This window comes from Sphingomonas sp. dw_22, from assembly GCF_018449795.1.
Classification (GTDB): domain Bacteria; phylum Pseudomonadota; class Alphaproteobacteria; order Sphingomonadales; family Sphingomonadaceae; genus Sphingomonas.
The window spans coordinates 1-22,583 of record NZ_JAAVVE010000016.1; the positions used below are offsets into that span (position 1 = coordinate 1).

Below are 22,583 nucleotides of genomic sequence, written 5' to 3' on the forward strand. Positions count from 1 at the left end.
CGGCCGATCCACCGCCGGGAAGGGGGGGGGGGCACCGGGGCGGGGGGTGGGGGCGGGGCGGGGGTGGAACCCCCCCGGGGGCGGGGGGGGGCCCCCCCCCCCACGGCCTTCGGGCGCGGTCCCCCTCCCCGTTCCGGGGAGGAATTTTAGGGAAAAGCCTCTTCCTTCGTCGTCGCCACGCGAAACCGAAAGGTCATATCGTGGCGATAGACCTGCCCCGGATCGAGCCGCGCCGAGGGGAAGTGCGGCTTGTTCGGGCTGTCCGGAAAATGCTGCGGCTCCAGGCATAGGCCGTCGCGCGCGGCATAGGTGCGGCCGCCGGTGCCGGGCGCGCCGTTCGCCAGATGATTGCCGGTGTAGAGCTGCACGCCTGGCTCGGTGGATTCCAGGTCCATCACCCGGCCCGACGCGGGATCGAACAGGGTGGCGATCCGGCGCAGCTTCCCGAAATCGCCGTCGATCACGAAATTATGGTCGTATCCATGGCCTAGCCTTAGCTGCTCGTCATCGGCGCCGATGTCGCGGCGGATGGCGTGCGGGGTGCGGAAGTCGAACGGCGTGCCGGCCACGTCGCGATAGTCGCCGGTCGGGATCAGCGTCGCGTCCACCGGCGTCATCCGGCTGGCGGGGATCTGGAGCAGGTGATCGAGGATCGACCGCCCGCTCGCCTCACCGGCCAGGTTGAAATAGGCGTGGTTGGTCAGGTTGACGACGGTCGGGCGGTCGGTGGTCGCGGAAAAGCCGATGGCGAGGCCATCCTCTTCCAGCACGTAGCGAACCTGCACATGCAGATTGCCGGGAAAGCCGTTGAACCCGTCCGGGCTCAGCAGGCCGAAGGTCACCGATGCCGCATCGTGCCGCTCGATCGTCCAATATTGCTGGTCGAATCCCAGCGGGCCGGAATGGAGGCTGTTGGGGCCGTCGTTCGCGGCGATGCGATATTCGGCGCCGTCCAGGCTGAACCGTGCCCCGCCGATGCGATTGGCATAGCGCCCTGCGATCGCGCCATAGAAGCGCGGATGGCCGCGATATTCCTCCAGGTCGCGATAGCCGAGCACGACATTGGCCGGCCTGCCCTCGCGGTCCGGCACTTCGAGGATGCGCAGCGCCGCACCGAGATTGAGGAATTGCGCGCGGAAAGGCCCGCGTGCGATCTCGATGGTTTCGATGGTTCCGCCTTCGACCAGCCAGCTCATTTGCCCGGGCACACCGAATTATTGGGATCGGACACGATCCGCACGTCGGAGATGGCAAAGCTGAACGGCCCCGATGCCTGCACCACGAACGGCGCGGCGACCTTGCCCAGATCGACGCCGTTCTGCTGATAGCATTTGAGCAGGATCTTCGCCGTGCGCCAGGTGCCGGTCTGGCCGGCGAACAGGCTGGTCGCGTCGATCGCGCCGGTGTTGGTTCCGCCCTCCATCAGCAATTTGACCGGCCCCGCCGGTGCCGTCTCCACGCGGTAGTTGATCTGGATCGACAGATCGGCATTGGCCTCGCGCGTGAGATCGAGCGGGCTTCCGCCGATGCGCAGCGTGGCGGAGCCGGCGGGCCAGGCGAACAACTGCGCGCCTTCCTGGGTCTGCGGGCCTTCGACGGTTTTCCGGGCGATATGGCTGTCGGTCGCGAAGGAGAAGGGCGCCTGGGCCGTTCCCTTGGCGAAGAAGACGCTGGTGTTCGCCAGCGACGCATCGATGCCCGCTTCCTCGCTCAGCTTCGGCACGCTGCCGCCCTTGGCATAGCTGAGGCCATAGCCCAGCGCGAACAGCGGATCATAGCCGGGCCTGCCCTTGTTGAGCGTGAACTGCCCGGCGGTCTTCGGCCAGGAGAAGGAGAGCCGTCCCTGGAAGTCGCGGCGCGGCTTGCCCGCGGCATCGCCGATCAGCACGTCCGCCACGCCCGCGCCCTCGGTGCCCGGCAGCCAGGCCGCGACGAACGCATCCGACGCATTGAGCTCGGGATTCACCCAGAGCGGCCGACCGGAGAGGAACACCGACACCACCGGCACTCCGGCCGCCTTGAGCTTCTGCAGCAGCGCCAGCGCCTGCTTGTCGCCGGGCTGGAACTCCAGCGTGCGGATATCGCCGCGCATCTCGGCATAGGGCTGCTCGCCGAACACCACGATCGCGATGTCCGGCCTGGCCGTGAAGCTGCCGTCCGGCGAGAGCGTCGCGGTGCCGCCGCCGGCCTCGACCGCCTGCTTGATGCCCGCAAAGATCGTCTCGCTATTGGGGAACAGCTCGTTGCCGTTGCCGTCGCCCTGCCAGCTCAACGTCCAGCCGCCGGTCTGGAGACCCATCGAATCGGCGCCGGGGCCGGCCACCAGCACCTTCGCGCTCGCCTTCACCGGCAGCACGCCCTGGTTCTTGAGCAGCACCAGCGACTTGGCGACCGCCTCGCGCGCCACCGCGCGATGCTCGGGCGCGCCGAGCACGCCCGCCTTGCCCTCGATCGGGCGCGCGGGATCGAACAGGCCGAGCTTCGCCTTCACCCGCAGGATGCGGCGCACCGCGTCGTCGATGCGGGCTATCGGGATACTGCCGTCGCGGACATGGGCGAGGGTGGAATCGAACATGCCCTTCCAGCTATCGGGTGCCATCGCCATGTCGAGCCCGGCATTGAAGGTGGCCGGGCAATCGGTGGTGGTGCAGCCGGGCACCTGGCCGTGCCCGTTCCAGTCGCCGACCACGAAGCCCTGGAAGCCCATCCGGCCCTTGAGCACATCGGTGAGCAGCGATTTGTTGCCGTGCATCTTCTGGCCGTTCCAGCTCGAATAGCTGGCCATCACCGTCATCGCGCCCGCCTCGATCGCCGGGGGATAGCCGGCGGCGTGGATCGCGATCAACTCGTCCTCGGAAACGCGGGTGTCGCCCTGGTCGGTGCCCTGCCAGGTGCCGCCGTCGCCCAGGAAATGCTTGATCGAGGCGGCGACATGGCCCTTCTGGATGCGGTCCGTGGTGCCCGGATCGCCCTGGAGCCCGCGCACCATCTCGCCCGCATAGGCACGGACGATTCCCGGATCCTCCGAATAGCCTTCATAGCTGCGGCCCCAGCGATCGTCCTGCGGCACCGCCAGCGTCGGTCCGAACGCCCAGTCCGGCCCGGTCGCGGCGGTCTCGATCGCGGTCACCTCGCCGATGCGGCGGATCAGCGCAGGGTCGTTGGCGGCGCCCAGCGCGATATTGTGCGGGAAGATCGTCGCGCCGATCACATTGTTGTTGCCGTGCACCGCGTCGAGCCCGAACAGCAGCGGGATCGCGACATGGCCCGGCCGCTGCTCCATCGCCACGGCGCGGAAGGCGCGCGCGGTCGCCACCCAATCGGCCTGGCCCGAACGGTCGTCGCCCGAAAGCGGCGGCGAATTGCCCCCGGCCAGGATCGATCCGACCGGATATTGGCGCAGCTCCTCGGGCTTCATGCTGGCGATATCGGCCTGGATCATCTGGCCGACCTTCTCCTCCAGGCTCATCCGGGCCATCAGCTCGGTGACGAACTTCTCGGTCGCGGGATCGACCAGCCCCTGGCTGGCGGCGGCGGGCCATTTCTCGGGATGCGCTACAGACAGCGCTGTCGGCGCCTGCTGCGCGAAAGCCGGCATGGCGGCGAAGATCGTGGTCGTCAGCAAAAGCCCCAGGCCGGCGCGCATCATCTCTCTCCCGATTTTTCTGATGTTAGCGATAACCGAAGTTCAGCGGGCAAGTCCACGCTCAAGCCAGCGCGCGGCCTGGTCGGGGCTGGCCTTGTCGGTGTCGCGATCGACCAGGTAATTGGCCTCGCGCATCCTGCTCACCGGGATCGCGCCGATCAGCGGCCGCAGCGCCGCCTGGAAACGCGCATCGCCGGCCCAGCGCGGGGCGAGCAGCAGGATCGCGTCGTATCCGGGAATCGCGCCCTTGGGGTCGCTCAGCACCGTGAGGTGATCCGCCGCAATCCGCCCGTCCGAGGAAAAGGCGGGGATCACATCCGCCGTGCCGCTCGCCAGCGCGCGATACATGAAGGTCGGCTGATAGGGGTGTGCCGACTTGAAGCGCAGGCCATAGGCGCGCCGCACCGCCGCCCATTCGGGCCGTTCGAGGAACTCGACATCGGTGGCGAGGTTCAGCGTCGGCGCTACGGGCGCCAGATCGGCGATGCTGGCGATGCCGCGCCGCTTCGCATCGTCGCCCCGCATTGCGAAGGCATAGGCGTTCTCGAAGCCGAGCGAGCCCAGCAGCGTCACGCCATGCGCCTGGCGAGTCCATGCGGCGACGCCATCGACGATCGCCTGGCGCGGCGGCACGTCGCTGCGCCGCATCTGGTTGGTCCAGATCGTCCCCGAATAATCGACATAGACATCGACATCGCCGCCCGCGAGCGCGCTGAACGCCACCGCCGAACCCAGCCCCTCCCGATAACGCACCTTGTATCCGGCGCCCTCCAGCCGGTGCCCGATCACGCGGGCGAGGATATATTGCTCGGAAAAACCCTTGGCCCCGATCGTCACCGTCCCCCGCGCGGCGGGCCAGGCCGGCGCGAGCGCGACCAGCACGCCCACCAGCAGCACCCCCAGGCTCGCCCACACCAGCCCGCGCCGCCGCCGTGCGATGCCATATTCGGCGAGGCCCAGCAGCGCATCGACCGCCAGCGCCAGCCCTGCCGCAGCGATGCAGCCGGCGAGCACCAGCGCCCAGTTCTGGGTCTGGAGCCCCGCGAAGATCAGGTCGCCCAGGCTCGGCTGGCCGACCGTGGTGGAAAGCGTCGCCGCGCCGATCGTCCACACCGCCGCGGTGCGGATCCCCGCCATCAGCACCGGCGCGACCAGCGGCGCCTCGACCAGCCAGAGCTTCTGGGTGCGCGTCATGCCCATGCCGTCGGCCGCCTCGATCACGGCGGGATCGAGATTGGCGAGCCCGGTCACGCCGTTCCGCAGGATCGGCAGCAGCGCATAGAGCGACAGCGCGAGCAGCGAGGGCAGGAAGCCCAGCGCCGGTATCCCGCCCCCTACCAGCGCCGAGAGCGACAGCAGGATCGGATAGAACAGCGCGAGCAGCGCGAGCGAGGGGATCGTCTGGACCAGGCTGGCGAAGCCCAGCGCGACCCGCCCCACCGTCTTGTTACGTGCGGAGAACACCGCCAGCGGCAGGCTTACCACCAGCCCCAGCAGCAGCGCCGCGAACGCCAGCAGCAGGTGCTGGGCGAGCAGTTCGGGCACGCGGGAAAAGGCGGCGGTCACAGATCCTCCCCGGAACGGGGAGGGGGACCATGCGAAGCATGGTGGAGGGGGATCGCCGCAAGGGATTCCGGCGTGGAGGCCCCCCTCCACCACCGCTTCGCGGCGGTCCCCCTCCCCGTGCCGGGGAGGATCAAGAGGGTGCCCCTCACTTCTCCAGCTCCGCCAGCCGATGCGCCTGTTCGCGCGGCACCGCGACCAGCGCATCCGCCGCCGTGCCGCCCTCGCCGGCCAGCAGCGCGCGCGGGGTGGCGTCGCCGACGATCCGGCCCGCTTCCATCACCAGCACGCGATCGGCGAGCAGCAGCGCCTCCGCCATGTCGTGGGTGACCAGGATCGTCGTCAGCCCCATCCGCTCGTGGAGCGCGCGGATCGCCTTGCCCAGACCGTCGCGCGTCACCGGATCGAGCGCGCCGAACGCTTCGTCCATCAGCATCAGCTTCGGACCCGTAGCCAGCGCCCGCGCGACGCCGACGCGCTGGCGCTGCCCGCCCGAAAGCGCATCGGGCATCCGCTTCGCCATCTCCTCGGGCAGCTCGACCAGCCGCAGCAGTTCCGCCACCCGCGCAGACGTATCGCGCTCGCCGGCCAGCCGCAGCCCGATCGCGACATTCTCGCCCACCGTCATGTGCGGAAACAGCCCGACATTCTGGAAGACATAGCCGATCCGCCGTCGCAGCAGATGCGCCGGGCCATCTCGCACTGGCTCGCCGCCGATCCATACTTCGCCTTCGCTCGGCTCGATCAGCCGGTTGACCATCTTGAGCAGGGTCGACTTGCCCGATCCCGAGGCGCCGACCAGCGCGACGAAGCTGCCCCCGGCGATCTCCAGCGACACGTCCTCCACAGCAATTGCGCCGGAATAGCGCTTACTGACATTTTTGAAGGTAACGCTGCGCGATTGCTCTGGCATCGGCTGGAGTTGTGCGGGATGAAGCGGAAAAGGTCAAAAAAAGCGGAGGGCGGCATGGCAGGCGAACAGGCGATCTTCATCAGCGGCGGCGCATCGGGCATCGGCCTCGCGGTGGCGGGCTATTTCGCGGACAAAGGCTGGCGCATCGGGCTGGCCGATATCGACGCGGCGGGCCTGGAGGCAGCGAAGGCGGGCCTGCCCGCCGGCATGGCGACCACGTATGTCATGGATGTGCGCGACCACGGCCAATGGGAGACCGCACTCGCCGGGTTCGCCGCGGCCAGCGGGGGGCGGATCGACGTGCTGTTCAACAATGCCGGGGTCGCGGTGGGCGGCGAGTTCGCGGCCACGCCGCTTTCCGAACTCCAGCGCTGCATCGACATCAACCTGATGGGCGTGGTGAACGGCGCCCATGCCGGCTTCCCCTATCTCGCCAAGATGCCGGGTTCGGTGATGCTCATCACCAGCTCGGCCGCCGGCATCTATGGCGCGTCGGGCGTCGCCATCTATTCGGCGACCAAGTTCGCGGTGCGCGGACTGGCCGAGGCACTGGACGGCGAATGGCGCCCGGCGGGCGTCAAGGTGCGCACGCTGATGCCGAGTTTCATCGAGACGCCGCTGCTCGATCAGCCGGTGCAGGGATCGAACCGCAACGTCCGCGAATCGGTGATCGCCTCGGGGCTGGAGATCACGCCGGTCGCGGAAGTGGCCGAGGCTGCCTGGAATGCCGTGCATGGCGACCGCGTCCACACCCAGGTCGGCAAGACCGCGAAGAAGCTGTGGTTCGCCGCGCGCTGGATGCCGGGACAGATCCGCAAGACCGCCGGCAAGCGGCTCGACCGCGAGCTGCGGAGCAGGACTTCCTAAGCGAGCAGTCCGTCGATCGCCTGCGCCATCTGGATGTCGCGCGTCGAGAGCCCGTCCGCGTCGTGCGTGGTGAGGAGAATATCCACCCGGTTCCACACGTTCGACCATTCGGGATGGTGATCGGCCTTGTCGGCGAGCAGCGCCACCCGCGTCATGAAGCCGAACGCCTCGTTGAAGTCCTTGAAGGTGAAGCGCCGCGTGATCGCGTCGCGCTCGGTATCGTAGGACCAGTCCGGCAGCGACGCCAACGCCTCGGTCCGCAAGCCCTCGCTCAACCGTGCCACCATCATCCCCTCCTTGCCGCAGCTTCGTCCCACCGCCTATGGACTTGGTCATGAACGGGCAAGCGCCATTCCACGCGCCGGACGCGGCGGTGATCGAGCGGATGGCACGCGCCGCGCTCGCGCGCATCCCGGAGCCGTTCCAGTCCTATCTCGCCGACGTCGTCCTGATCGTCGAGGAATTCGCCGACGACGAGACGCTCGACAGCCTGGGGATCGAGGATCCGTTCGACCTGAGCGGCGTCTATCACGGCAGGCCGGTGGGCGAGAAATCGGCCTTCGATTCGGGCGCGCTGCCCGATCGCATCCATCTCTATCGCCGCCCGATCCTGGACGAATGGGTCCATACCGGCGTGCCGCTGGCGACGCTGGTCAACCATATCGTCGTCCATGAGGTCGGCCATCATTTCGGCCTGTCCGATGACGATATGCATGGGCTGGAGGACGGCGCGGATTGAGCGCATCGCTCGCCTTTCGTGACGTGGCGTGCCTGCGCGGCGGGCGATTGCTGTTCGAAGGGGTCGGCTTCACGCTGGCGCCGGGCGAGGCGGCGCTGGTCAGCGGGCCGAACGGCGCGGGCAAGTCCAGCCTGATCCGCGTGGCCGCCGGGCTGTTGCCCCCCCTGGCCGGCCGGATCGAGGGCGAAGGCGTCCGCGCGCTGATGAGCGAGGCCGCCGCACTCGATCCCGAACTGAGCCTGGCCGCTGCGCTGGGATTCTGGGCGGCGATCGACGGACAGTCCCAGGCCGTGCCGGAAGCGCTCGAAGCCGTGGGGCTGGCGGAGATCGCCCGCGTGCCGGTGCGCCTGCTCTCGACCGGCCAGCGCCGCCGTGCGGCCTTCGCGCGCGTCGTGGCGAGCGGCGCACCGGTCTGGCTGCTCGACGAACCCGCCAACGGGCTGGACCTTGCCTCGGTAGCCCGGCTGGAAGCGCTGATCGCGGCGCACCGCGCGAAAGGCGGCATCGCGCTGGTCGCCACCCACCTGCCCATGGCGCTGCCTGGCGCGATCGAGGTGGCATTGTGAACGGTTTCGCCGCCATCGCCTGGCGCGAGCTGCGGCGTGCGTGGAGCACCGGCGGGCTGTTGCTGCCGGTCGCCTTTTTCCTGCTGGTCGCGATCCTCTTCCCCTTCGCGGTCGGCCCGGACGGCAAGCTGCTCGCGCGGATCGGCGGCGGGGCGATCTGGGCGGCGGCCTTGCTCGCAGCGCTGCTGCCGGTCGAGCGGCTGGTTGCGCCCGATGCCGAGAGCGGTGTGCTCGATCAGTTTGCCGCGCGGGGCATGAGCGACGCGGGCGTCGCCGCCGCCAAGATGATCGGCCATTGGCTCGGCTTCGCGCCGCCGCTGCTGGCCGCGACGGTGATCGCGGGCGGGTTGCTCCATGTGTCGGGCGGGGCACTCGCCCAGATCCTGCTCGGCCTTGCCATCGGTACGCCGGGTCTCGCCGCGCTGGGGATCGTCACCGCCGCTTTGGTCGCGGGGCTGCGCGGGGCGGGAGCCTTGGCGGGGCTGGTGATGCTGCCTTTCGCGGTGCCGCTGCTGATCTTCGGCGCGGGCTCGACCGGCGATCAGCCGGGCGCGCTCAAGCTGCTGGCGGCGGTGAGCCTGATCTACCTTGCCGGTGCGCCCTTCGTAGCCGGCACCGCGATCCGCTTCGGCCGCTCCTGAATCGCGGCGAAGCCGCCGTCAAAATCGTCGCGTCGTTGCGGCGTCGCGCGAAAATTATTTGTTCGCGCGACGCCGCGACGAAGAAGATTGCGCTGCGCGCGGCTCAGCGGCTCCAGCGCGCGAAGATGGCCGTCGGCAGCAGCAGCCCGCGTGCCTCTTCGCGCACCGCTAGTTCGCCACAGTCGATCGTGCCGCCGAGATGCGCGACATGCTGGCGCAGCAACTCGCCGATCGCCAGCGCCGACATGCGCACCGCGTACACCGTCAGGAACAGGAAGCGCGAATTCGCATCGAGCAGCTTCGCCGCGTCCGCGATCAGCCCGGGCAGCCCTTCCTCCAGCTTCCACACTTCGCCGTTCGGCCCGCGCCCCCATTTGGGCGGATCGAGGATGATCCCGTCATAGCGCCGCTCGCGCCGCACTTCGCGCGCGGTGAACTTCGCCGCATCGTCGATCATCCAGCGGATCGGCTTGTCCTCCATGCCCGACAGCGCGGCATTGGCCTTGCCCTCGGCCACCGATTTCTTGGAGGCATCGACATGCGTCATCCGCGCGCCCGCCGCCGCCAGCGCCAGCGTGCCGACGCCGGTATAGCCGAACAGGTTCATGCATTCGGGCGCCTCGACGCCGTCGATCCGCGCGCGCATCCAGTCCCATACCGGCGCCATGTCCGGGAAGAAGCCGAGATGGCGGAAGGGCGTGGTCTGCGCCGTGAACTTCACCTCGCGCCACGCAAGCGGCCAGCCTTCGCGCGGCACCGGCTTGTGGAACACCCAGCGGCCGCCGCCCTCGTCGTCGGGGGCGGGGACGAACTCGCCATGCGCGTCCCAGTCAGCCTGGGCCGGCGCCCACATCGCCTGCGGCTCGGGCCGGATGAAGCGATAGGGGCCATAGCGCTCCAGCTTGCGGCCATGCCCGCTGTCGACCAGCCCGTAATCGGCCCAGGGCTCGCCGGTGAGGATCGCGAGCTTCATGGCCGCTGGCGGGCACGCTCGGCGATATAGGCCGTGATCGCGCCGAATTCGGCGGGCAGCACGTCATAGCGCTCCTGCCGTTCGAACAGGTCGCCGATCCGCGAGGGCATTTGCGGCCGCGAACCCGTCGCGCGCTCGACCGCGTCGCGGAACTTGGCCGGATGCGCCGTCGCCAGCGTCACCACCGGAGTCTCCACGGGCAGTTCGGCGCGGCGCGCCGCCGCGAGACCGATCGCGGTGTGCGGATCGATCACCTGGTTCGCCTCCGCCGCGGCCCAGCGCATCGCCTCGTTCATTTCGTCGGGCTCGATCCGGTCGCTGGTGAACAGCTTCGCGGCGCCTTCGCGCTGCGCATTGGTCAACTGCATCGCCCGGCTCGCCTCGAACCAGCGCATCTGATCGGCCACCGGCGCGTCCGAGAGGTCGAAAAGCAGCCGCTCGAAGTTGGAGCTGACCTGGATGTCCATCGAGGGCGCGGCGGTGGGCGTCACCGTGCCGGCCGAATAGTCGCCGGAGGAAAGCGCGCGGTGGAGGATGTCGTTGACGTTGGTCGCGACGATCAGCCGCTCGATCGGCAGGCCCATCCGGCTCGCGACATAGCCCGCGAACACGTCGCCGAAATTGCCGGTCGGCACCGAGAAGGCGACCTTGCGCTCGGGCGCGCCCAGCCGGACGGCGGCGTAGAAATAATAGACCACCTGTGCCATCAGCCGCGCCCAGTTGATCGAATTGACCGCGCTGAGCTGGAAGCGCCCGGCGAACCCGGCATCGTTGAACATCGCCTTCACCAGCGCCTGGGCGTCGTCGAAGCTGCCTTCGATCGCGATGTTGTGGACATTGGGCGCGAGCACCGTCGTCATCTGGCGGCGTTGCACGTCGGAGACGCGGCCCTTGGGGTGGAGCATGAAGATGTCCACGCCCATCCGCCCGGCCACCGCGTCGATCGCCGCGCTGCCGGTGTCGCCCGAGGTCGCGCCGACGATGGTGAGATGGGCATCGCTGCCGGCCAGGAACTTCTCGAACAGCAGCCCCAGGAGCTGGAGCGCCACGTCCTTGAACGCCAGCGTCGGCCCATGGAACAGCTCGAGCAGCCAGTTGCGCTCGTCGAGTTGCGCCAGCGGCGTCACCGCGGCGTGCGAGAAGCGGCCATAGGCCTGGGTGCAGAGCGTTCGCAGCTCGTCCTCGCTCAGGTCTCCGGCGACGAAAGGCAGCATCACCCGCACCGCCGTCTCGACATAGGAGAGGCCGGCCAGCCCGGCGATCTGATCGCGGGTAAAGCTCGGCCAGGTCACGGGCACATACAGCCCGCCATCGCTCGCCAGCCCGGCAAGCGTCACGTCACGGAAGCCGAGCAGGGGCGCGGCGCCTCGGGTACTCTGGTAGCGCATCGTCAGGGCGTTAGCGGGCGAAGGGGTGGGGAGCAAGAAAGCCGATCTTTAGGCGGCGACGCAAGTTCCAATCCTTCCCCCAGCTTGCTGGGGGAGGGGGATGAGCAGGTCGCCATGCGCCCCGCGCATGGCTGGAATTGCCGGGGGCAATTCCACCTGCTCATTTCGCGCAGCGAATGGTGGAGGGGCGGCGCGAAGCGCCGTGGTCCCCAGCCGCACCGTCTCCGGCCCCTCCACCGCCTTCGGCGGCTCCCCTCCCCGAGACGAGCTCGGGGAGGATTTTCGATCAGGCCGTCCCGCGCTGCCGCAGCCGCAGCGCCAGCACATAGATGATCGCCGCCACCCCCGCGAACAGGAACCACTGCACCGCATAGGCGAGATGGTTGTTCGGCACGCTCGAAAGCGCGGGCCGCGCGGTCGGCTCCAGGCCGGGCGCGGCCTGGTCGGCGATCAGCATCAGCGATTTGGGGTGCCCACCGAACAGCGAGGCGATGATCGGCTGGTGATCGGGGGCATGGGTGATCGTGCCCGTCACCGCGCCGCCTTTCCACGCCGGCTTGAACTTGGGATCGGGTGCGACGCCGACATCGACGAGCAGCCCGGGGCCTTCGGCGCCGGTACTGCACCGGGCGATCTGGCGGAAGCCGTTGGTGCCCTTGATGCTCCGCCCGCCCTGGCTCTGCCAGCCGACCGGCGAGAGGCAGAAGGCCGTCGCCCGGCGGAACAGATATTCGTCGCCCATCGCCAGCCGGGGAAAGGCCATCGCCGGCTTGCCCATATTGGCGGCATATTGGGCGAGCGCGGCGCGCTTCTCGGCCCGGCGATCGAGCTGCCAGACGCCGAGGCCAATCATCGCCGCGATGGCCAGGCCGACGACGATCGTCGGGATCAGCGGAAAGCGCGGCATCTCAGCTATCCTTGATCCGGCCCTCGCGCGCCTTGTTGCGATATTCGAGCGCCAGCAGCAGCCCCTTGGAGAAGCGCAGCATCACCACCACCAGCGCCAGCGTGATCGGCACCCAGAGCAGGATATGGATCAGCAGTCCCGGCTGGAAGGTGAACTCCACCCACAAGGCCATCGCGGTGACGAGCGCGCCGATGCCCAAGGTCAGGAACACCACCGGCCCGTCGCCCACGTTGAACGCGCTGAAATCGAGTCCGCAATTCGGGCATTTGTCGGCGAACTTGACGAAGCCCACGAACAGCGTCCGTGCCCCGCAGCGCGGGCAGCATCCCTTGAGCCCGGAATCGATCAGGGGAGGCGGCGCGGCGCCGTCTCCCCCGCTTTCGTTGGTCGGAAGTCCGGTCACGCTCAGCCGGCGTGGACGGGAGCGCCCCAGCCACCCCAGACATAGATCGACGCGAACAGGAACAGCCAGACGACGTCGACGAAGTGCCAATACCAGGCGGCGGCTTCGAAGCCGAAATGCTGCTTGGGGGTGAAATCGCCCTTATAGACGCGCACCAGGTTCACGATCAGGAAGATCGTGCCCACGATCACGTGGAAGCCGTGGAAGCCGGTCGCCATGAAGAAGGCGCCGCCATAGCTGCTGCCGCCCTCGCTCGCCGCCTTGAAGGGGAAGGGGGCCTCCATATACTCGTAAGCCTGGAAGCAGCTGAACGAGATGCCGAGCAGGATCGTCAGCCACAGGCCGGCCTTCAGCCCGTCGCGATCGCCATGGATCAGGCTATGGTGCGCCCAGGTGACGGTGCAGCCCGAGCAGAGCAGGATCAGCGTGTTGAGCAGCGGGAACTGCCAGGCGTTGAGCACTTCCATGCCCTTGGGGGGCCAGGTGCCGCCCACAGCCTCGACCGTTGAGGGGAAGAGCGAGAAATCGAACCACGCCCAGAACCAGCCGACGAAGAACATCACTTCGGAGGCGATGAACAGGATCATGCCGTAGCGCAGGTGAAGCTGCACGATCGGCGTATGATCGCCGGCATGCGCTTCCTCGATCACCTTGGACCACCAGCCGAACATCGTGATCGCCACCAGCGTCACGCCGGCGAAGAACACCAGATTGGCGGCGGGCATCTTGTGCATCCACATGATGCCGCCCGATGCCAGCACGAGCGCGGCGAACGAGCCGAACAGCGGCCAGATGCTCGGCGGCAGGATGTGATATTGGTGGTTCTTCGCTCCGGCCATGCTCGATCCCCGTTCGATGTTTTGCGGGATGCTTAGCTGCCCCGCGCGGCGGAATCCACTGGGTAAAATGTGTAGGACAACGTGATTTCCTGCACGTCGCGCGTATCGGGATCGTCCAGGATCTTCGGATCGACATAGAAGATCACCGGCATGCGCGCCGTTTCGCCGGGGGCAAGCGTCTGCTGGGTAAAGCAGAAGCACTGGATCTTGGTGAAATATTTGCCCGCGCTCGTCGGCGTGACGTTGAACGTGGCCGTGCCGGTGACGGGCTTGGCCGACATGTTGGTCGCCTTGAAGAAGGCCATGTCCCGCCCGCCGATGTCGATCGTGTCCGCTCGCCGTTCGGGCTCGAACTTCCAGGGCAGCTTGGGGCTGACATTGCTGTCGAACGCGATCGTGATCTTCTGGCCCACCGATCCCGGCGCGCGCAGTCCGCGCTGCGTGGTGCCGTTGAGCCCGGTGGCCTCGCAGAACATGCGGTAGAGCGGCACGGCGGCGAAACCCAGCCCGCCCATCGAGCAAACCCCGATCGCCGCCAGGATCGCGACGCGCAGGTTGCGGCTTATCACCCCGCGAGCCCGAGCCGGATCTTCACGATCGAGATCGCGAAGACCAGGATCACGAACACGCCCAGCAGCACCGCCATGATGCGCGCCCGTGCCCGCTGCCGTGCCCGGATCGCCTCGACGGTCGGCGCCGGAATTTCGCTACGCTCGCTCATTGCACCCACCTGTCGACGACCAGCGCCCCGAACACCACGAAAAGATAGAGGATCGAATATTTGAACAAGGTCTTCTCGGGCGCCATCGCATCGCCCGGTTGGCTCGTGCGCAGCGCGACCCGCGCGGCCAGCGCCAGGAACGCCGCCGTGGTCAGGCTCGCGACCACGCCATAGACCGGGCCGGTCAGCCCCAGCGGCCATGGCGCGATCGCCGCGATGGCCATCGGGATCGAATAGAGGCCGATCTGGTGCCGCGTGATGCGCTCGCCCGCCACGACGGGCAGCATCGGCACGCCAGCATTGGCGTAATCGGTCTTCACGAACAGCGCGAGCGCCCAGAAATGCGGCGGCGTCCACAGGAAGATCAGCAGGAAGAGGAGGATCGGCAGCGTCGCCACGTCCCCCGTCGCCGCGGCCCAGCCGATCAGCGGCGGAAAGGCGCCGGCCGCGCCGCCGATGACGATGTTCTGCGGCGTCCGGCGCTTGAGCCAGATCGTATAAACGAAGACGTAGAACAGGATCGACACGGCGAGGATGACCGTTGCGGCCAGGTTCACCGCGAAATACATCAGCACAAGGCTGAACCCCGCCAGTCCGACGCCGAAGTGCAGCGCCGATTCGCGCTCCATGCGGCCGGCCGGCAGCGGGCGCCGCTGGGTCCGCTTCATCTTGGCGTCGAGATCGGCCTCATACCATTGGTTGAGCGCCCCTGCCGCGCCCGCGCCCAGCGCGATGCACAGGATCGCGGTGAATCCCAGCACCGGATGGATCGGGGTAGGCGCCGCCAGCATCCCGCACAGCCCGGTGAAGACGACGAGCGTCATCACCCGCGGCTTGGTGAGCGCGAGGAAATCGCGCCAGTCGGCGGGGAGGCTTGGAGAAAGGGTGGACGCGGAAGACATGGCTGCGGGCGCTATAGGCCCGCGCGTCCCCCGGGGAAAGGCCTAGGCGCGAAGAGGGGATGGGGCCGCGCCGAGAGTCTGATCCACCGATATTGAAGCACTTCCCCGGCGAAGGCCGGGGCCCAGTTTCCACGAAGTCGAGACGGCAGGATGACACTTCCAATGTCTCGCGACTGGGCCCCGGCCTTTGCCGGGGAAACCGATTCCAATCGACTGAATTCGACCCTAGCTCAGCCGTCTCCGGTTCGCCTTCACCTTCCGGCGATAATGCCTGAGCACCTTGCGCGTGCCGGCGAGCGGCGTGGCGCCCAATTGCCCGGTGACCAGCGCGGTCTGCAATTCGGTTGCGGCCTGCATCTTTTCCGACAGCATCAGCCAGGCCTCGCTTCTCGCCGCCGGCCCGCCCATCGCCATCTTCGCGAGGCGGAGCCCGATCACGGTGGAAGCCTCCATGCCCAGCGCCCATGCATCCAGCCCGGCGCCGGCCCAGCCCGCATATGGCCATTTGTCCATTGTTGCCCTTTCGATGAGTCTGCGGGCGATCAACGGTTGAAGCGCCCGGGCGGGGGCATCGGCGCGCCGGGGCCGCGAAAAGAAAACGCCCCGGAGTTTCCCCCGGGGCGCTTCGCTTCCCGCCTTTCGGCGGATCTTAGTGGTGCGAGTCGCTGTCGATCACCGGCAGCGTCTCGAACTGGTGGAACGGCGGCGGGCTCGACAGCGTCCATTCGAGCGTCGTCGCGCCTTCGCCCCAGGGATTGCCCTCCGCCTTGCGGCCCGAGACCAGCGACCAGATGATGTTCACGAAGAACACCAGCATGCCCGCCGCCATGATCATGTAGCCGACGGTGGCGACATGGTTCCAATAGCCGAAGGCGTCGGGATAGTCGGGGTAGCGCCGCGGCATGCCCTGCAGGCCCAGGAAGTGCATCGGGAAGAACATCAGGTTCACGCCGACGAAGAACACCCAGAAATGGAGCTGGCCGAGGAACTCGTTGTACATCCGGCCCGTGATCTTCGGGAACCAGTAATAGAAGCCGGCGAACAGCGAGAACACCGCGCCGAGCGACAGCACATAGTGGAAGTGCGCGACGACGTAATACGTGTCCTGCATATAGTCGTCGACGCCGCCGTTGGCGAGCACCACGCCGGTCACGCCGCCGACGGTGAACATGAAGATGAAGCCGATCGCCCAGACCATCGGCGTCTTGAAGGTGATCGATCCGCCCCACATCGTCGCGATCCACGAGAAGATCTTCACCCCGGTCGGCACCGCGATCACCATCGTCGCCGCGGTGAAGTACATCTTGATGTTCACGCTGAGGCCCGTCGTGAACATGTGGTGCGCCCACACGACGAAGCCGACCAGGCCGATCGCGACCATGGCATAGGCCATGCCGAGATAGCCGAACACCGGCTTGCGGCTGAAGGTCGAGATGATCTGGCTGACGATGCCGAAGCCCGGCAGGATCATGATGTAGACTTCGGGGTGGCCGAAGAACCAGAACAGATGCTGGTACAGGATCGGGTCGCCGCCGTACTGCGGATCGTAGAAGGCCGTGCCGAAATTGCGGTCGGTCAGCAGCATCGTGATCGCCGCGGCGAGCACCGGCAGCGCCAGCAGCAGCAGGAAGGCGGTGATGAGCACCGACCATACGAACAGCGGCATCTTGTGCAGGGTCATGCCCGGCGCGCGCATGTTGAAGATGGTGGTGATGAAGTTGATCGCCCCCAGGATCGAGCTGGCGCCCGCGAGATGGAGCGACAGGATCGCCATGTCGACCGACGGCCCCGGCTCGCCATAGGTCGAGAGCGGGGCATAGACCGTCCAGCCCGTGCCCGCGCCGATGCCGACGAAGGGCGAGGCGAGCAGCAGGGTGAAGGCCGGGATCAGCAGCCAGAACGAGATGTTGTTCATGCGCGGAAAGGCCATGTCCGGCGCCCCGATCATGATCGGCACGAACCAGTTGCCGAAGCCGCCGATCATCGCCGGCATCACCATGAAGAACACCATGATGAGGCCGTGCGCGGTGATGAGCACGTTCCAGAAATGCATCGCGTCGTCGAACGAATGGCCGGGGCCGTGCAGCATCGTCAGCCAGGTCGGCAGATACTGGATGCCCGGCTCCATCAGCTCGGCGCGCATCAGGCCCGAGATGCCGCCGCCGATGATCCCCGCGCAGATCGCGAAGATCAGGTAGAGCGTGCCGATGTCCTTGTGGTTCGTCGACATGAACCAGCGGGCGAAGAAGCCCGGCTTGTGGTCCGCGTCGTGATGGTCGTGCGCATGATCGGCATGCGCGGCGTAAGGGATGGCGGTATCGGTCATCTCAGTTGCCCGTGCTGTTGCCGGCGGCGGCGTTGGCCGGCGCGGTCTCGTTGGTGGCGGCCGGTTCGGCGGCGTTGGTCAGGGTCGCTTCGGCGGTGTTGCCGGCCGCGGCCTCGGCGGCGGGCGCCGGCTTGGCGCTGGGCATGGTGCCGCCCTTCGATGCCACCCACTTCGCGAACACCTCGGGCGAAACCGCCTCGACCGCGATCGGCATATAGGCATGGCGCGCGCCGCACAGCTCGGAGCATTGGCCGAAATAGAGGCCCGGCTTCTCGATGACGAAACTCGTCTCGTTGAGCTTGCCCGGCACGGCGTCGAGCTTGATCCAGAAGGCAGGCATCGCCCAGCTATGGATCACGTCCTGCGCGGTGGTGATGAGGCGGATCGGCACGCCGACCGGCAGCACGACGCGGGTGTCGGTCGCGAGCAGGCGGGGGCCGTCGGCATTGGTGCGGTAGCGCTCGCCCTTGCCGACCTGATCGGCTTCCTTGAGCATGTTCGCGGTGAGCTGGATGCCGCCGTTATCGGGATATTCGTAGCTCCAGAACCACTGGTTGCCGATCGCCTTCAGCGTGATCGCATCCTTGGGCGCCGGCTTGAACTGCGCGGCGAGCAGCCGGATCGAAGGCACCGCGATCGCGATCAGGATGAGGACCGGGACGAGCGTCCAGACGATCTCGATGATCGTGTTGTGGCTGGTGCGCGACGGCGTCGGGTTGGCGGCGCGGCGATAGCGGACGATCACATAGAGCAGCAGCAGCAGCACGAAGATCGAAATGATCGTGATCAAGGGCAGCAGCACCGAATTGTGGAACCAGTGCGCCTCCAGCCCGTTCGGCGTCACCTGCGGCTGCAGGGTGATCGCCTCGCTGGTGGGCTGGCCGATGCCGGCAGTGGCATGGGTCAGCGGCTTGCCTGCCGCGTCCAGCGTCGGGTCGGCCGGCTTGGCGGCTTCCGTCGTCGGGGCGGCGGCTGCAGCCGGTGTGGTGGTGTTCTGAGCGTGGCCCGGCGCGGCGAGCGCGAGCCCGGCTGCCAGGACAATCGAAGTCAACCCAAGCATGCGCATCGTTTGTTTTCACCCTGTTCCCGGAGCGCCGTAGGCGGGGCTTATGGGAATCCCCCCATGTCAGCGGCCTATACCCGGCTCTACCCTGATCTCAAGCTTTTTGCGCGCGGTTGCGGACGCGGGTGCCGGCTCCTAAGAGGGCGCCACCCCTTGCGCATATGGAGTTGAGCTTTGAGCGGCGACGCAATCCTGGACGAGTTTCGAGATGCCGGCGCCTTGCTGGAGGGGCATTTCATCCTTTCGTCGGGCCTGCGCTCGCCCGTCTTCCTCCAGAAGATGCGGATTTTCGAGGATCCGGTACGCACCGCGCGGGTATGCGGCGCGCTGGGCGCGCTGATTCGCGAGACCTTCGGCCAGGTGGACATGGTGGTCTCGCCCGCGATCGGCGGCATCATCCCCGGCTATGAGACCGCGCGGGCGCTGGGCTGCAAGGCCGTGTTCGTCGAGCGCGAGGACGGCGAGTTCCAGCTCCGCCGCGGCTTCGAGATCCCCGCCGGCGCCCGCGTCGTGATGGTCGAGGATATCGTGACGACCGGGCTCAGCTCGCGCGAGTGCATCGCCGCGATCCGCAAGCATCCCGGCGAGCTGCTCGGCGCCGCCTGCATCGTCGATCGCTCGAACGGCAAGGCCGATATCGGCGTGCCGCTGGTCGCGCTCACGCGACTCGACGTGCCGGCCTATCCCGCCGATCAGCTTCCGCCCGAGCTGGCGGCGATCCCCGCGATCAAGCCCGGGAGCCGCGCGCTGGCATGAGCGGCGCGGCGCATCTGGGGGCGGCGCCCGGCAGGCTCCGCCTCGGCCTCAACATCGATCATGTCGCGACCGTGCGGAACGCGCGCGGCAGCGGCTATCCCGATCCCGTCCGCGCGGCGCTGCTCGCGGCGGAGGCCGGCGCCGACGGCATCACCGCGCATCTGCGCGAGGATCGCCGCCACATCACCGACGACGATATCGCCCGCCTCTCCGCCGAGCTGACGATCCCGCTCAACCTCGAGATGGCGGCGACCGAGGAGATGCTGGCGATCGCGCTGCGCCACCGCCCCCACGCGGTCTGCATCGTCCCCGAGAAGCGCGAGGAGCGCACCACCGAGGGCGGGCTCGACGCGGCCGGGCAGCACAACCACCTCGCGCCGATGGTCGCGAAGCTGCTCGACGCCGGCTGCCGCGTGTCGCTGTTCGTCGAGCCCGACGAGCGCCAGATCGACGCGGCGCTGCGCCTGCGCGCGCCCGTCGTGGAGCTCCACACCGGCCGCTATTGCGAGCTTGCCGAGGATGCCCGCGCCCAGGAGCTGAAACGCATCGCCGACGCCGCCGCGCTCGCCGCCAAGGCGGGGCTGGAGCCGCATGCGGGCCATGGCCTCACCTTCGACAATGTCGTCCCTATTGCCGCGATCCCGCAGGTTGCGGAACTGAACATCGGCCATTTCCTGATCGGCGAGGCGATCTTCGAGGGGCTGGTGCCGGTGGTGCTCCGGATGCGCGGATTGATGGACAGCGCGAGATGAGCGGACTTCTCCGATCCTCCCCGGTACGGGGAGGGGGACCGCTCGCGAAGCGAGTGGTGGAGGGGGCTCGCCGCGAGGGATGTCGCTTGGGGCGCTCCCCCTCCACCAGCCTTCGGCTGGTCCCCCTCCCCGTGCCGGGGAGGATCTGCGCATGATCCTCGGCACCGGCTCGGACCTCTGCAATATCGAGCGCATCCAGAATTCGCTCGACCGCTTCGGCGCGCGTTTCGAGCAGCGCGCCTTCACCGAGATCGAGCTGAAAAAGGCCGCGCGCCGGCCCCACACCCGCGCGGCAACGCTGGCGAAACGCTTCGCCGCCAAGGAAGCCTTTTCCAAGGCCGTCGGAACCGGTTTCAAGCAAGGCGTGTTCCTGAAGGACATCGGTGTCGTCAATTCGCCTTCCGGCGCGCCTACCCTGGCGCTCACCGGCGGGGCCAAGGCAAGGCTTGACGCCATCACCCCCGAAGGCCACGTCGCCAAGCTGCATCTGACGTTGACCGACGATCATCCCTGGGCATTCGCCATGGTAATCATCGAGGCGGTGGCGACGGGCAAGGATTGAACACCCCATGGCCGCGGACGAACTGGCGTTGACGGAAGAAGCCCACGAACAGCAAGAGCGGCGCGAGGCGCGCCCGCGGACCGACTGGTGGGCGGAGGCGCGCAGCATCTTCTGGCTGGTGCTGGCGGTGCTCGGCTTCCACAGCCTGGTCGCCAAGCCCTTCTACATTCCGTCCGAATCGATGATGCCGGGGCTGCTCAAGGGCGATCGGCTGGTCGTGACCAAATATCCCTATGGCTACAGCTTCGTCACGCCGACCTTCCATCTGCTGCCGTTCATCCATGGCCGGCTGTTCGGCCGCCTGCCCGAGCGCGGTGACGTGGTGATCGTCACCCCGCCGGGCTCCGAGACCGATTATATCAAGCGCGTGATCGGCCTGCCCGGCGATCGCATCGCGGTGCGCAGCGGCGTAGTCTATCTGAACGGTGTCGCCGTTCCGCGCCGCGCGATGGGCGACCGCGACATCCCCATCGACGCCAACAGCCGCTGCGACGACGGCAATTATCGCGACCGGCTGGTCAGGGACGCCGCCGGCAAGGCGCATTGCCGCCTGCCGATCTTCCGCGAGACCTTGCCCAACGGCCGCTCCTACGACACGATCGACCTGGGCTGGAGCCCCGGCGACAATTTCGCCGAGACCCGTGTGCCGAAGGAGCATGTCTTCCTGATGGGCGACAATCGCGACAACAGTGCCGACAGCCGCTTTCCCACCAGCCAGAACGGGCTGGGCGGCCCCGTGCCCTGGGAGAATATCGGCGGCCGCGCCGAATTCATCACCTTCTCGCTCGACGGCAGCGCGACCTGGAACCCGCTGACCTGGCCCGCCTCGTTCCGCCCCGGCCGCGCCGGCACCTCGCTCCATCCCAGCCGGAACGCGCGATGAGCGATCCCCTCGAATCCGAGACCGTCCATATCGTCCAGGAGCCGGGGCCGAACGAGCTGCGCGATCCGCTGGTCCGCGCCGAGCTGAAGCGCGCGTCGGTATGGTTCGGCCTCGCCATCGGCGTCGCGCTGATCGTGCTGCTGATCCAGCCGCTGCTGATCATCTTCGGCGGGCTCGTCTTCGCCTCGATGCTCGATGGCGGCGCGCGCCTGCTCGGCCGCATCCTGCCGATCCCGCGCACCTTGCGCATCGTCATCGTCGTGCTGCTGGTGATCGCGTTCTTCGTCGGGCTTTTCTACATGACCGGCGTCCAGATCGCCGAGCAGGCAGAGCAATTGCGCGCCACGCTGGAGGTGCAGGCGAACCGCGTCACGCACTGGATCTCCGATCTCGGCCTGATGCCCGGCCGCTCGGACCTGACCGGGCTGGCCCAGCAGGCGCTGGGATCGGTTGGGCGGCTCACCTCGGCGGTCGGGTCGGCGGTCGGCGGCGTCGCCAGCTTCCTCATGATCGTCGTGCTCGGGCTGTTCGTGGCGCTGGAGCCGCGCATCTATGAGCGCGGGCTGCAATGGCTGGTGCCGGTCGATGCGCGCGACGCCTTCGCGCTGACGATCAGCCGCATGGCGACGACGATGCGCCGCCTGCTCGCCGGCCGCCTGCTCGGCATGCTGATCGAGGGCGTGCTGATCTGGTTCTTCCTGATGATCGCGGGCGTGCCGATGGCGCTGCTGCTCGGCATCATCACCGGCGTGCTGGCCTTCATCCCCAATATCGGCGCGTTCGTATCGGGCGTGCTGATGGTCTCGGTGGGGTTCAGCGCCGGTCAGGAACAGGGCATCTGGGCGATCATCATCTATTTCGGCGTCCAGAATTTCGACGGCTATGTCGTCATCCCAATGGTCGCGCGGCGCACGGTGGACATGCCGCCGGCGCTCACGCTCTCGTCGCAGATCCTGGCGAGCACATTGTTCGGCGTGCTGGGTCTCGCGCTCGCCGATCCGATCGTCGCGATGATCAAGGTCGCGCTGGAGAGCGAGGCGGAGCGCGCGGCCAAGGCGGCGGAGGAGGAGAACAGTCATCGCCGCTTCCGCTGGCGCGTCCGGCACGGCGATGGACCTGGCGCCGAGCCGGCGGGGCCGCCGGGCGATATCCCAGGCGTCTGAGCCGAACCGG

General features: G+C 68.0%; 25 protein-coding genes. 9 read left to right on the top strand and 16 right to left on the bottom strand.

The features are described from left to right. Positions 1-146 precede the first annotated feature (146 nt). The 4 genes from HB724_RS09340 to HB724_RS09355 all read right to left on the bottom strand — a co-directional run bounded on the left by HB724_RS09340 (position 147) and on the right by HB724_RS09355 (position 6,122). Positions 147-1,196, bottom strand: coding sequence for an aldose epimerase family protein (locus HB724_RS09340; RefSeq protein ID WP_213980657.1), 1,050 nt, complete (start codon positions 1,194-1,196; stop codon positions 147-149). Further along, the gene (locus HB724_RS09345; RefSeq protein WP_213980658.1) at positions 1,193-3,646 is read right to left on the bottom strand and encodes a glycoside hydrolase family 3 protein; all 2,454 of its coding nucleotides are present in this window, start codon (positions 3,644-3,646) and stop codon (positions 1,193-1,195) included. The genes HB724_RS09340 and HB724_RS09345 overlap by 4 nt, the downstream gene beginning before the upstream one ends. Before the next feature lie 42 nt (positions 3,647-3,688). Then, positions 3,689-5,212, bottom strand: coding sequence for a glycine betaine ABC transporter substrate-binding protein (locus HB724_RS09350; protein ID WP_213980659.1), 1,524 nt, complete (start codon positions 5,210-5,212; stop codon positions 3,689-3,691). A gap of 145 nt (positions 5,213-5,357) precedes the next feature. Continuing rightward, a complete protein-coding gene (locus HB724_RS09355; protein ID WP_213980660.1) occupies positions 5,358-6,122 on the bottom strand; it encodes an ABC transporter ATP-binding protein in 765 nt (254 codons plus the stop codon). A 54-nt stretch (positions 6,123-6,176) separates the two neighbouring features. On the opposite strand from HB724_RS09355, the gene HB724_RS09360 reads away from it, so the two are divergent. Beyond that, positions 6,177-6,989 carry an SDR family oxidoreductase gene (locus HB724_RS09360; RefSeq protein WP_213980661.1) on the top strand — a complete coding sequence of 271 codons (813 nt, stop codon included), beginning with the start codon at positions 6,177-6,179 and terminating at the stop codon, positions 6,987-6,989. Here HB724_RS09360 and HB724_RS09365 read toward each other — a convergent pair. Continuing rightward, a complete protein-coding gene (locus HB724_RS09365; protein WP_346344705.1) occupies positions 6,986-7,306 on the bottom strand; it encodes a 4a-hydroxytetrahydrobiopterin dehydratase in 321 nt (106 codons plus the stop codon). The two genes, HB724_RS09360 and HB724_RS09365, sit on opposite strands and share 4 nt — an antisense overlap. A gap of 17 nt (positions 7,307-7,323) precedes the next feature. On the opposite strand from HB724_RS09365, the gene HB724_RS09370 reads away from it, so the two are divergent. From HB724_RS09370 to HB724_RS09380, 3 genes are read left to right on the top strand one after another with little or no spacing between them, the layout of a single operon-like run. Next, positions 7,324-7,728, top strand: a complete 405-nt coding sequence (locus HB724_RS09370) for a metallopeptidase family protein (RefSeq protein ID WP_213980663.1) — start codon at positions 7,324-7,326, stop codon at positions 7,726-7,728. Next, a complete protein-coding gene (gene ccmA / locus HB724_RS09375; protein ID WP_213980664.1) occupies positions 7,725-8,294 on the top strand; it encodes a heme ABC exporter ATP-binding protein CcmA in 570 nt (189 codons plus the stop codon). The genes HB724_RS09370 and ccmA overlap by 4 nt, the downstream gene beginning before the upstream one ends. Next, the gene (locus HB724_RS09380) at positions 8,291-8,935 is read left to right on the top strand and encodes a heme exporter protein CcmB (RefSeq protein ID WP_213980665.1); all 645 of its coding nucleotides are present in this window, start codon (positions 8,291-8,293) and stop codon (positions 8,933-8,935) included. Before ccmA ends, HB724_RS09380 begins: the two co-directional genes overlap by 4 nt. Before the next feature lie 103 nt (positions 8,936-9,038). Here the strand turns inward: HB724_RS09380 and HB724_RS09385 are convergent, their stop codons facing one another. The 11 genes from HB724_RS09385 to coxB form a co-directional block, all read right to left on the bottom strand. Beyond that, positions 9,039-9,908 carry a class I SAM-dependent methyltransferase gene (locus HB724_RS09385; protein WP_213980666.1) on the bottom strand — a complete coding sequence of 290 codons (870 nt, stop codon included), beginning with the start codon at positions 9,906-9,908 and terminating at the stop codon, positions 9,039-9,041. Beyond that, positions 9,905-11,296 (bottom strand): threonine synthase, encoded by a 1,392-nt coding sequence (gene thrC, locus HB724_RS09390; RefSeq protein WP_213980667.1) that lies wholly within the window; start codon positions 11,294-11,296, stop codon positions 9,905-9,907. Before thrC ends, HB724_RS09385 begins: the two co-directional genes overlap by 4 nt. 286 nt (positions 11,297-11,582) lie before the next feature. Then, on the bottom strand, positions 11,583-12,203 hold the full coding sequence (locus HB724_RS09395) for an SURF1 family protein (RefSeq protein ID WP_213980668.1): 621 nt from the start codon (positions 12,201-12,203) through the stop codon (positions 11,583-11,585). A 1-nt stretch (position 12,204) separates the two neighbouring features. After that, positions 12,205-12,606, bottom strand: a complete 402-nt coding sequence (locus tag HB724_RS09400; protein ID WP_213980669.1) for a DUF983 domain-containing protein — start codon at positions 12,604-12,606, stop codon at positions 12,205-12,207. A gap of 2 nt (positions 12,607-12,608) precedes the next feature. After that, positions 12,609-13,445, bottom strand: a complete 837-nt coding sequence (locus HB724_RS09405; RefSeq protein ID WP_213980670.1) for a cytochrome c oxidase subunit 3 — start codon at positions 13,443-13,445, stop codon at positions 12,609-12,611. 32 nt (positions 13,446-13,477) lie between these two features. Continuing rightward, positions 13,478-14,014, bottom strand: coding sequence for a cytochrome c oxidase assembly protein (locus HB724_RS09410; RefSeq protein WP_213980671.1), 537 nt, complete (start codon positions 14,012-14,014; stop codon positions 13,478-13,480). Continuing rightward, positions 14,011-14,166 carry a hypothetical protein gene (locus HB724_RS09415; RefSeq protein WP_213980672.1) on the bottom strand — a complete coding sequence of 52 codons (156 nt, stop codon included), beginning with the start codon at positions 14,164-14,166 and terminating at the stop codon, positions 14,011-14,013. Before HB724_RS09415 ends, HB724_RS09410 begins: the two co-directional genes overlap by 4 nt. Then, on the bottom strand, positions 14,163-15,068 hold the full coding sequence (locus HB724_RS09420; protein WP_213980673.1) for a heme o synthase: 906 nt from the start codon (positions 15,066-15,068) through the stop codon (positions 14,163-14,165). The genes HB724_RS09415 and HB724_RS09420 overlap by 4 nt, the downstream gene beginning before the upstream one ends. A 225-nt stretch (positions 15,069-15,293) precedes the next feature. Continuing rightward, a complete protein-coding gene (locus HB724_RS09425) occupies positions 15,294-15,581 on the bottom strand; it encodes a hypothetical protein (RefSeq protein ID WP_213980674.1) in 288 nt (95 codons plus the stop codon). Between the two features lie 136 nt (positions 15,582-15,717). Then, positions 15,718-17,394, bottom strand: coding sequence for a cytochrome c oxidase subunit I (ctaD, locus tag HB724_RS09430; RefSeq protein ID WP_213980675.1), 1,677 nt, complete (start codon positions 17,392-17,394; stop codon positions 15,718-15,720). Between the two features lies 1 nt (position 17,395). Next, on the bottom strand, positions 17,396-18,460 hold the full coding sequence (gene coxB, locus HB724_RS09435) for a cytochrome c oxidase subunit II (protein ID WP_213980676.1): 1,065 nt from the start codon (positions 18,458-18,460) through the stop codon (positions 17,396-17,398). Positions 18,461-18,631: 171 nt separating this feature from the next. Between coxB and pyrE the strand changes: the two genes are divergently transcribed. The 5 genes from pyrE (at position 18,632) to HB724_RS09460 (ending at position 22,573) form a co-directional block, all read left to right on the top strand. Next, a complete protein-coding gene (pyrE, locus tag HB724_RS09440; RefSeq protein ID WP_213980677.1) occupies positions 18,632-19,213 on the top strand; it encodes an orotate phosphoribosyltransferase in 582 nt (193 codons plus the stop codon). Next, positions 19,210-19,965: a pyridoxine 5'-phosphate synthase gene (locus HB724_RS09445; RefSeq protein ID WP_213980678.1), complete on the top strand. Its 756-nt coding sequence runs from the start codon at positions 19,210-19,212 to the stop codon at positions 19,963-19,965. Before pyrE ends, HB724_RS09445 begins: the two co-directional genes overlap by 4 nt. A gap of 151 nt (positions 19,966-20,116) precedes the next feature. Beyond that, the gene (acpS, locus tag HB724_RS09450) at positions 20,117-20,527 is read left to right on the top strand and encodes a holo-ACP synthase (RefSeq protein WP_213980679.1); all 411 of its coding nucleotides are present in this window, start codon (positions 20,117-20,119) and stop codon (positions 20,525-20,527) included. Positions 20,528-20,534: 7 nt separating this feature from the next. Further along, positions 20,535-21,410 carry a signal peptidase I gene (gene lepB / locus HB724_RS09455; protein WP_213980680.1) on the top strand — a complete coding sequence of 292 codons (876 nt, stop codon included), beginning with the start codon at positions 20,535-20,537 and terminating at the stop codon, positions 21,408-21,410. Further along, positions 21,407-22,573, top strand: a complete 1,167-nt coding sequence (locus HB724_RS09460; RefSeq protein ID WP_213980681.1) for an AI-2E family transporter — start codon at positions 21,407-21,409, stop codon at positions 22,571-22,573. The genes lepB and HB724_RS09460 overlap by 4 nt, the downstream gene beginning before the upstream one ends. The last annotated feature ends 10 nt before the right edge of the window (positions 22,574-22,583 follow it).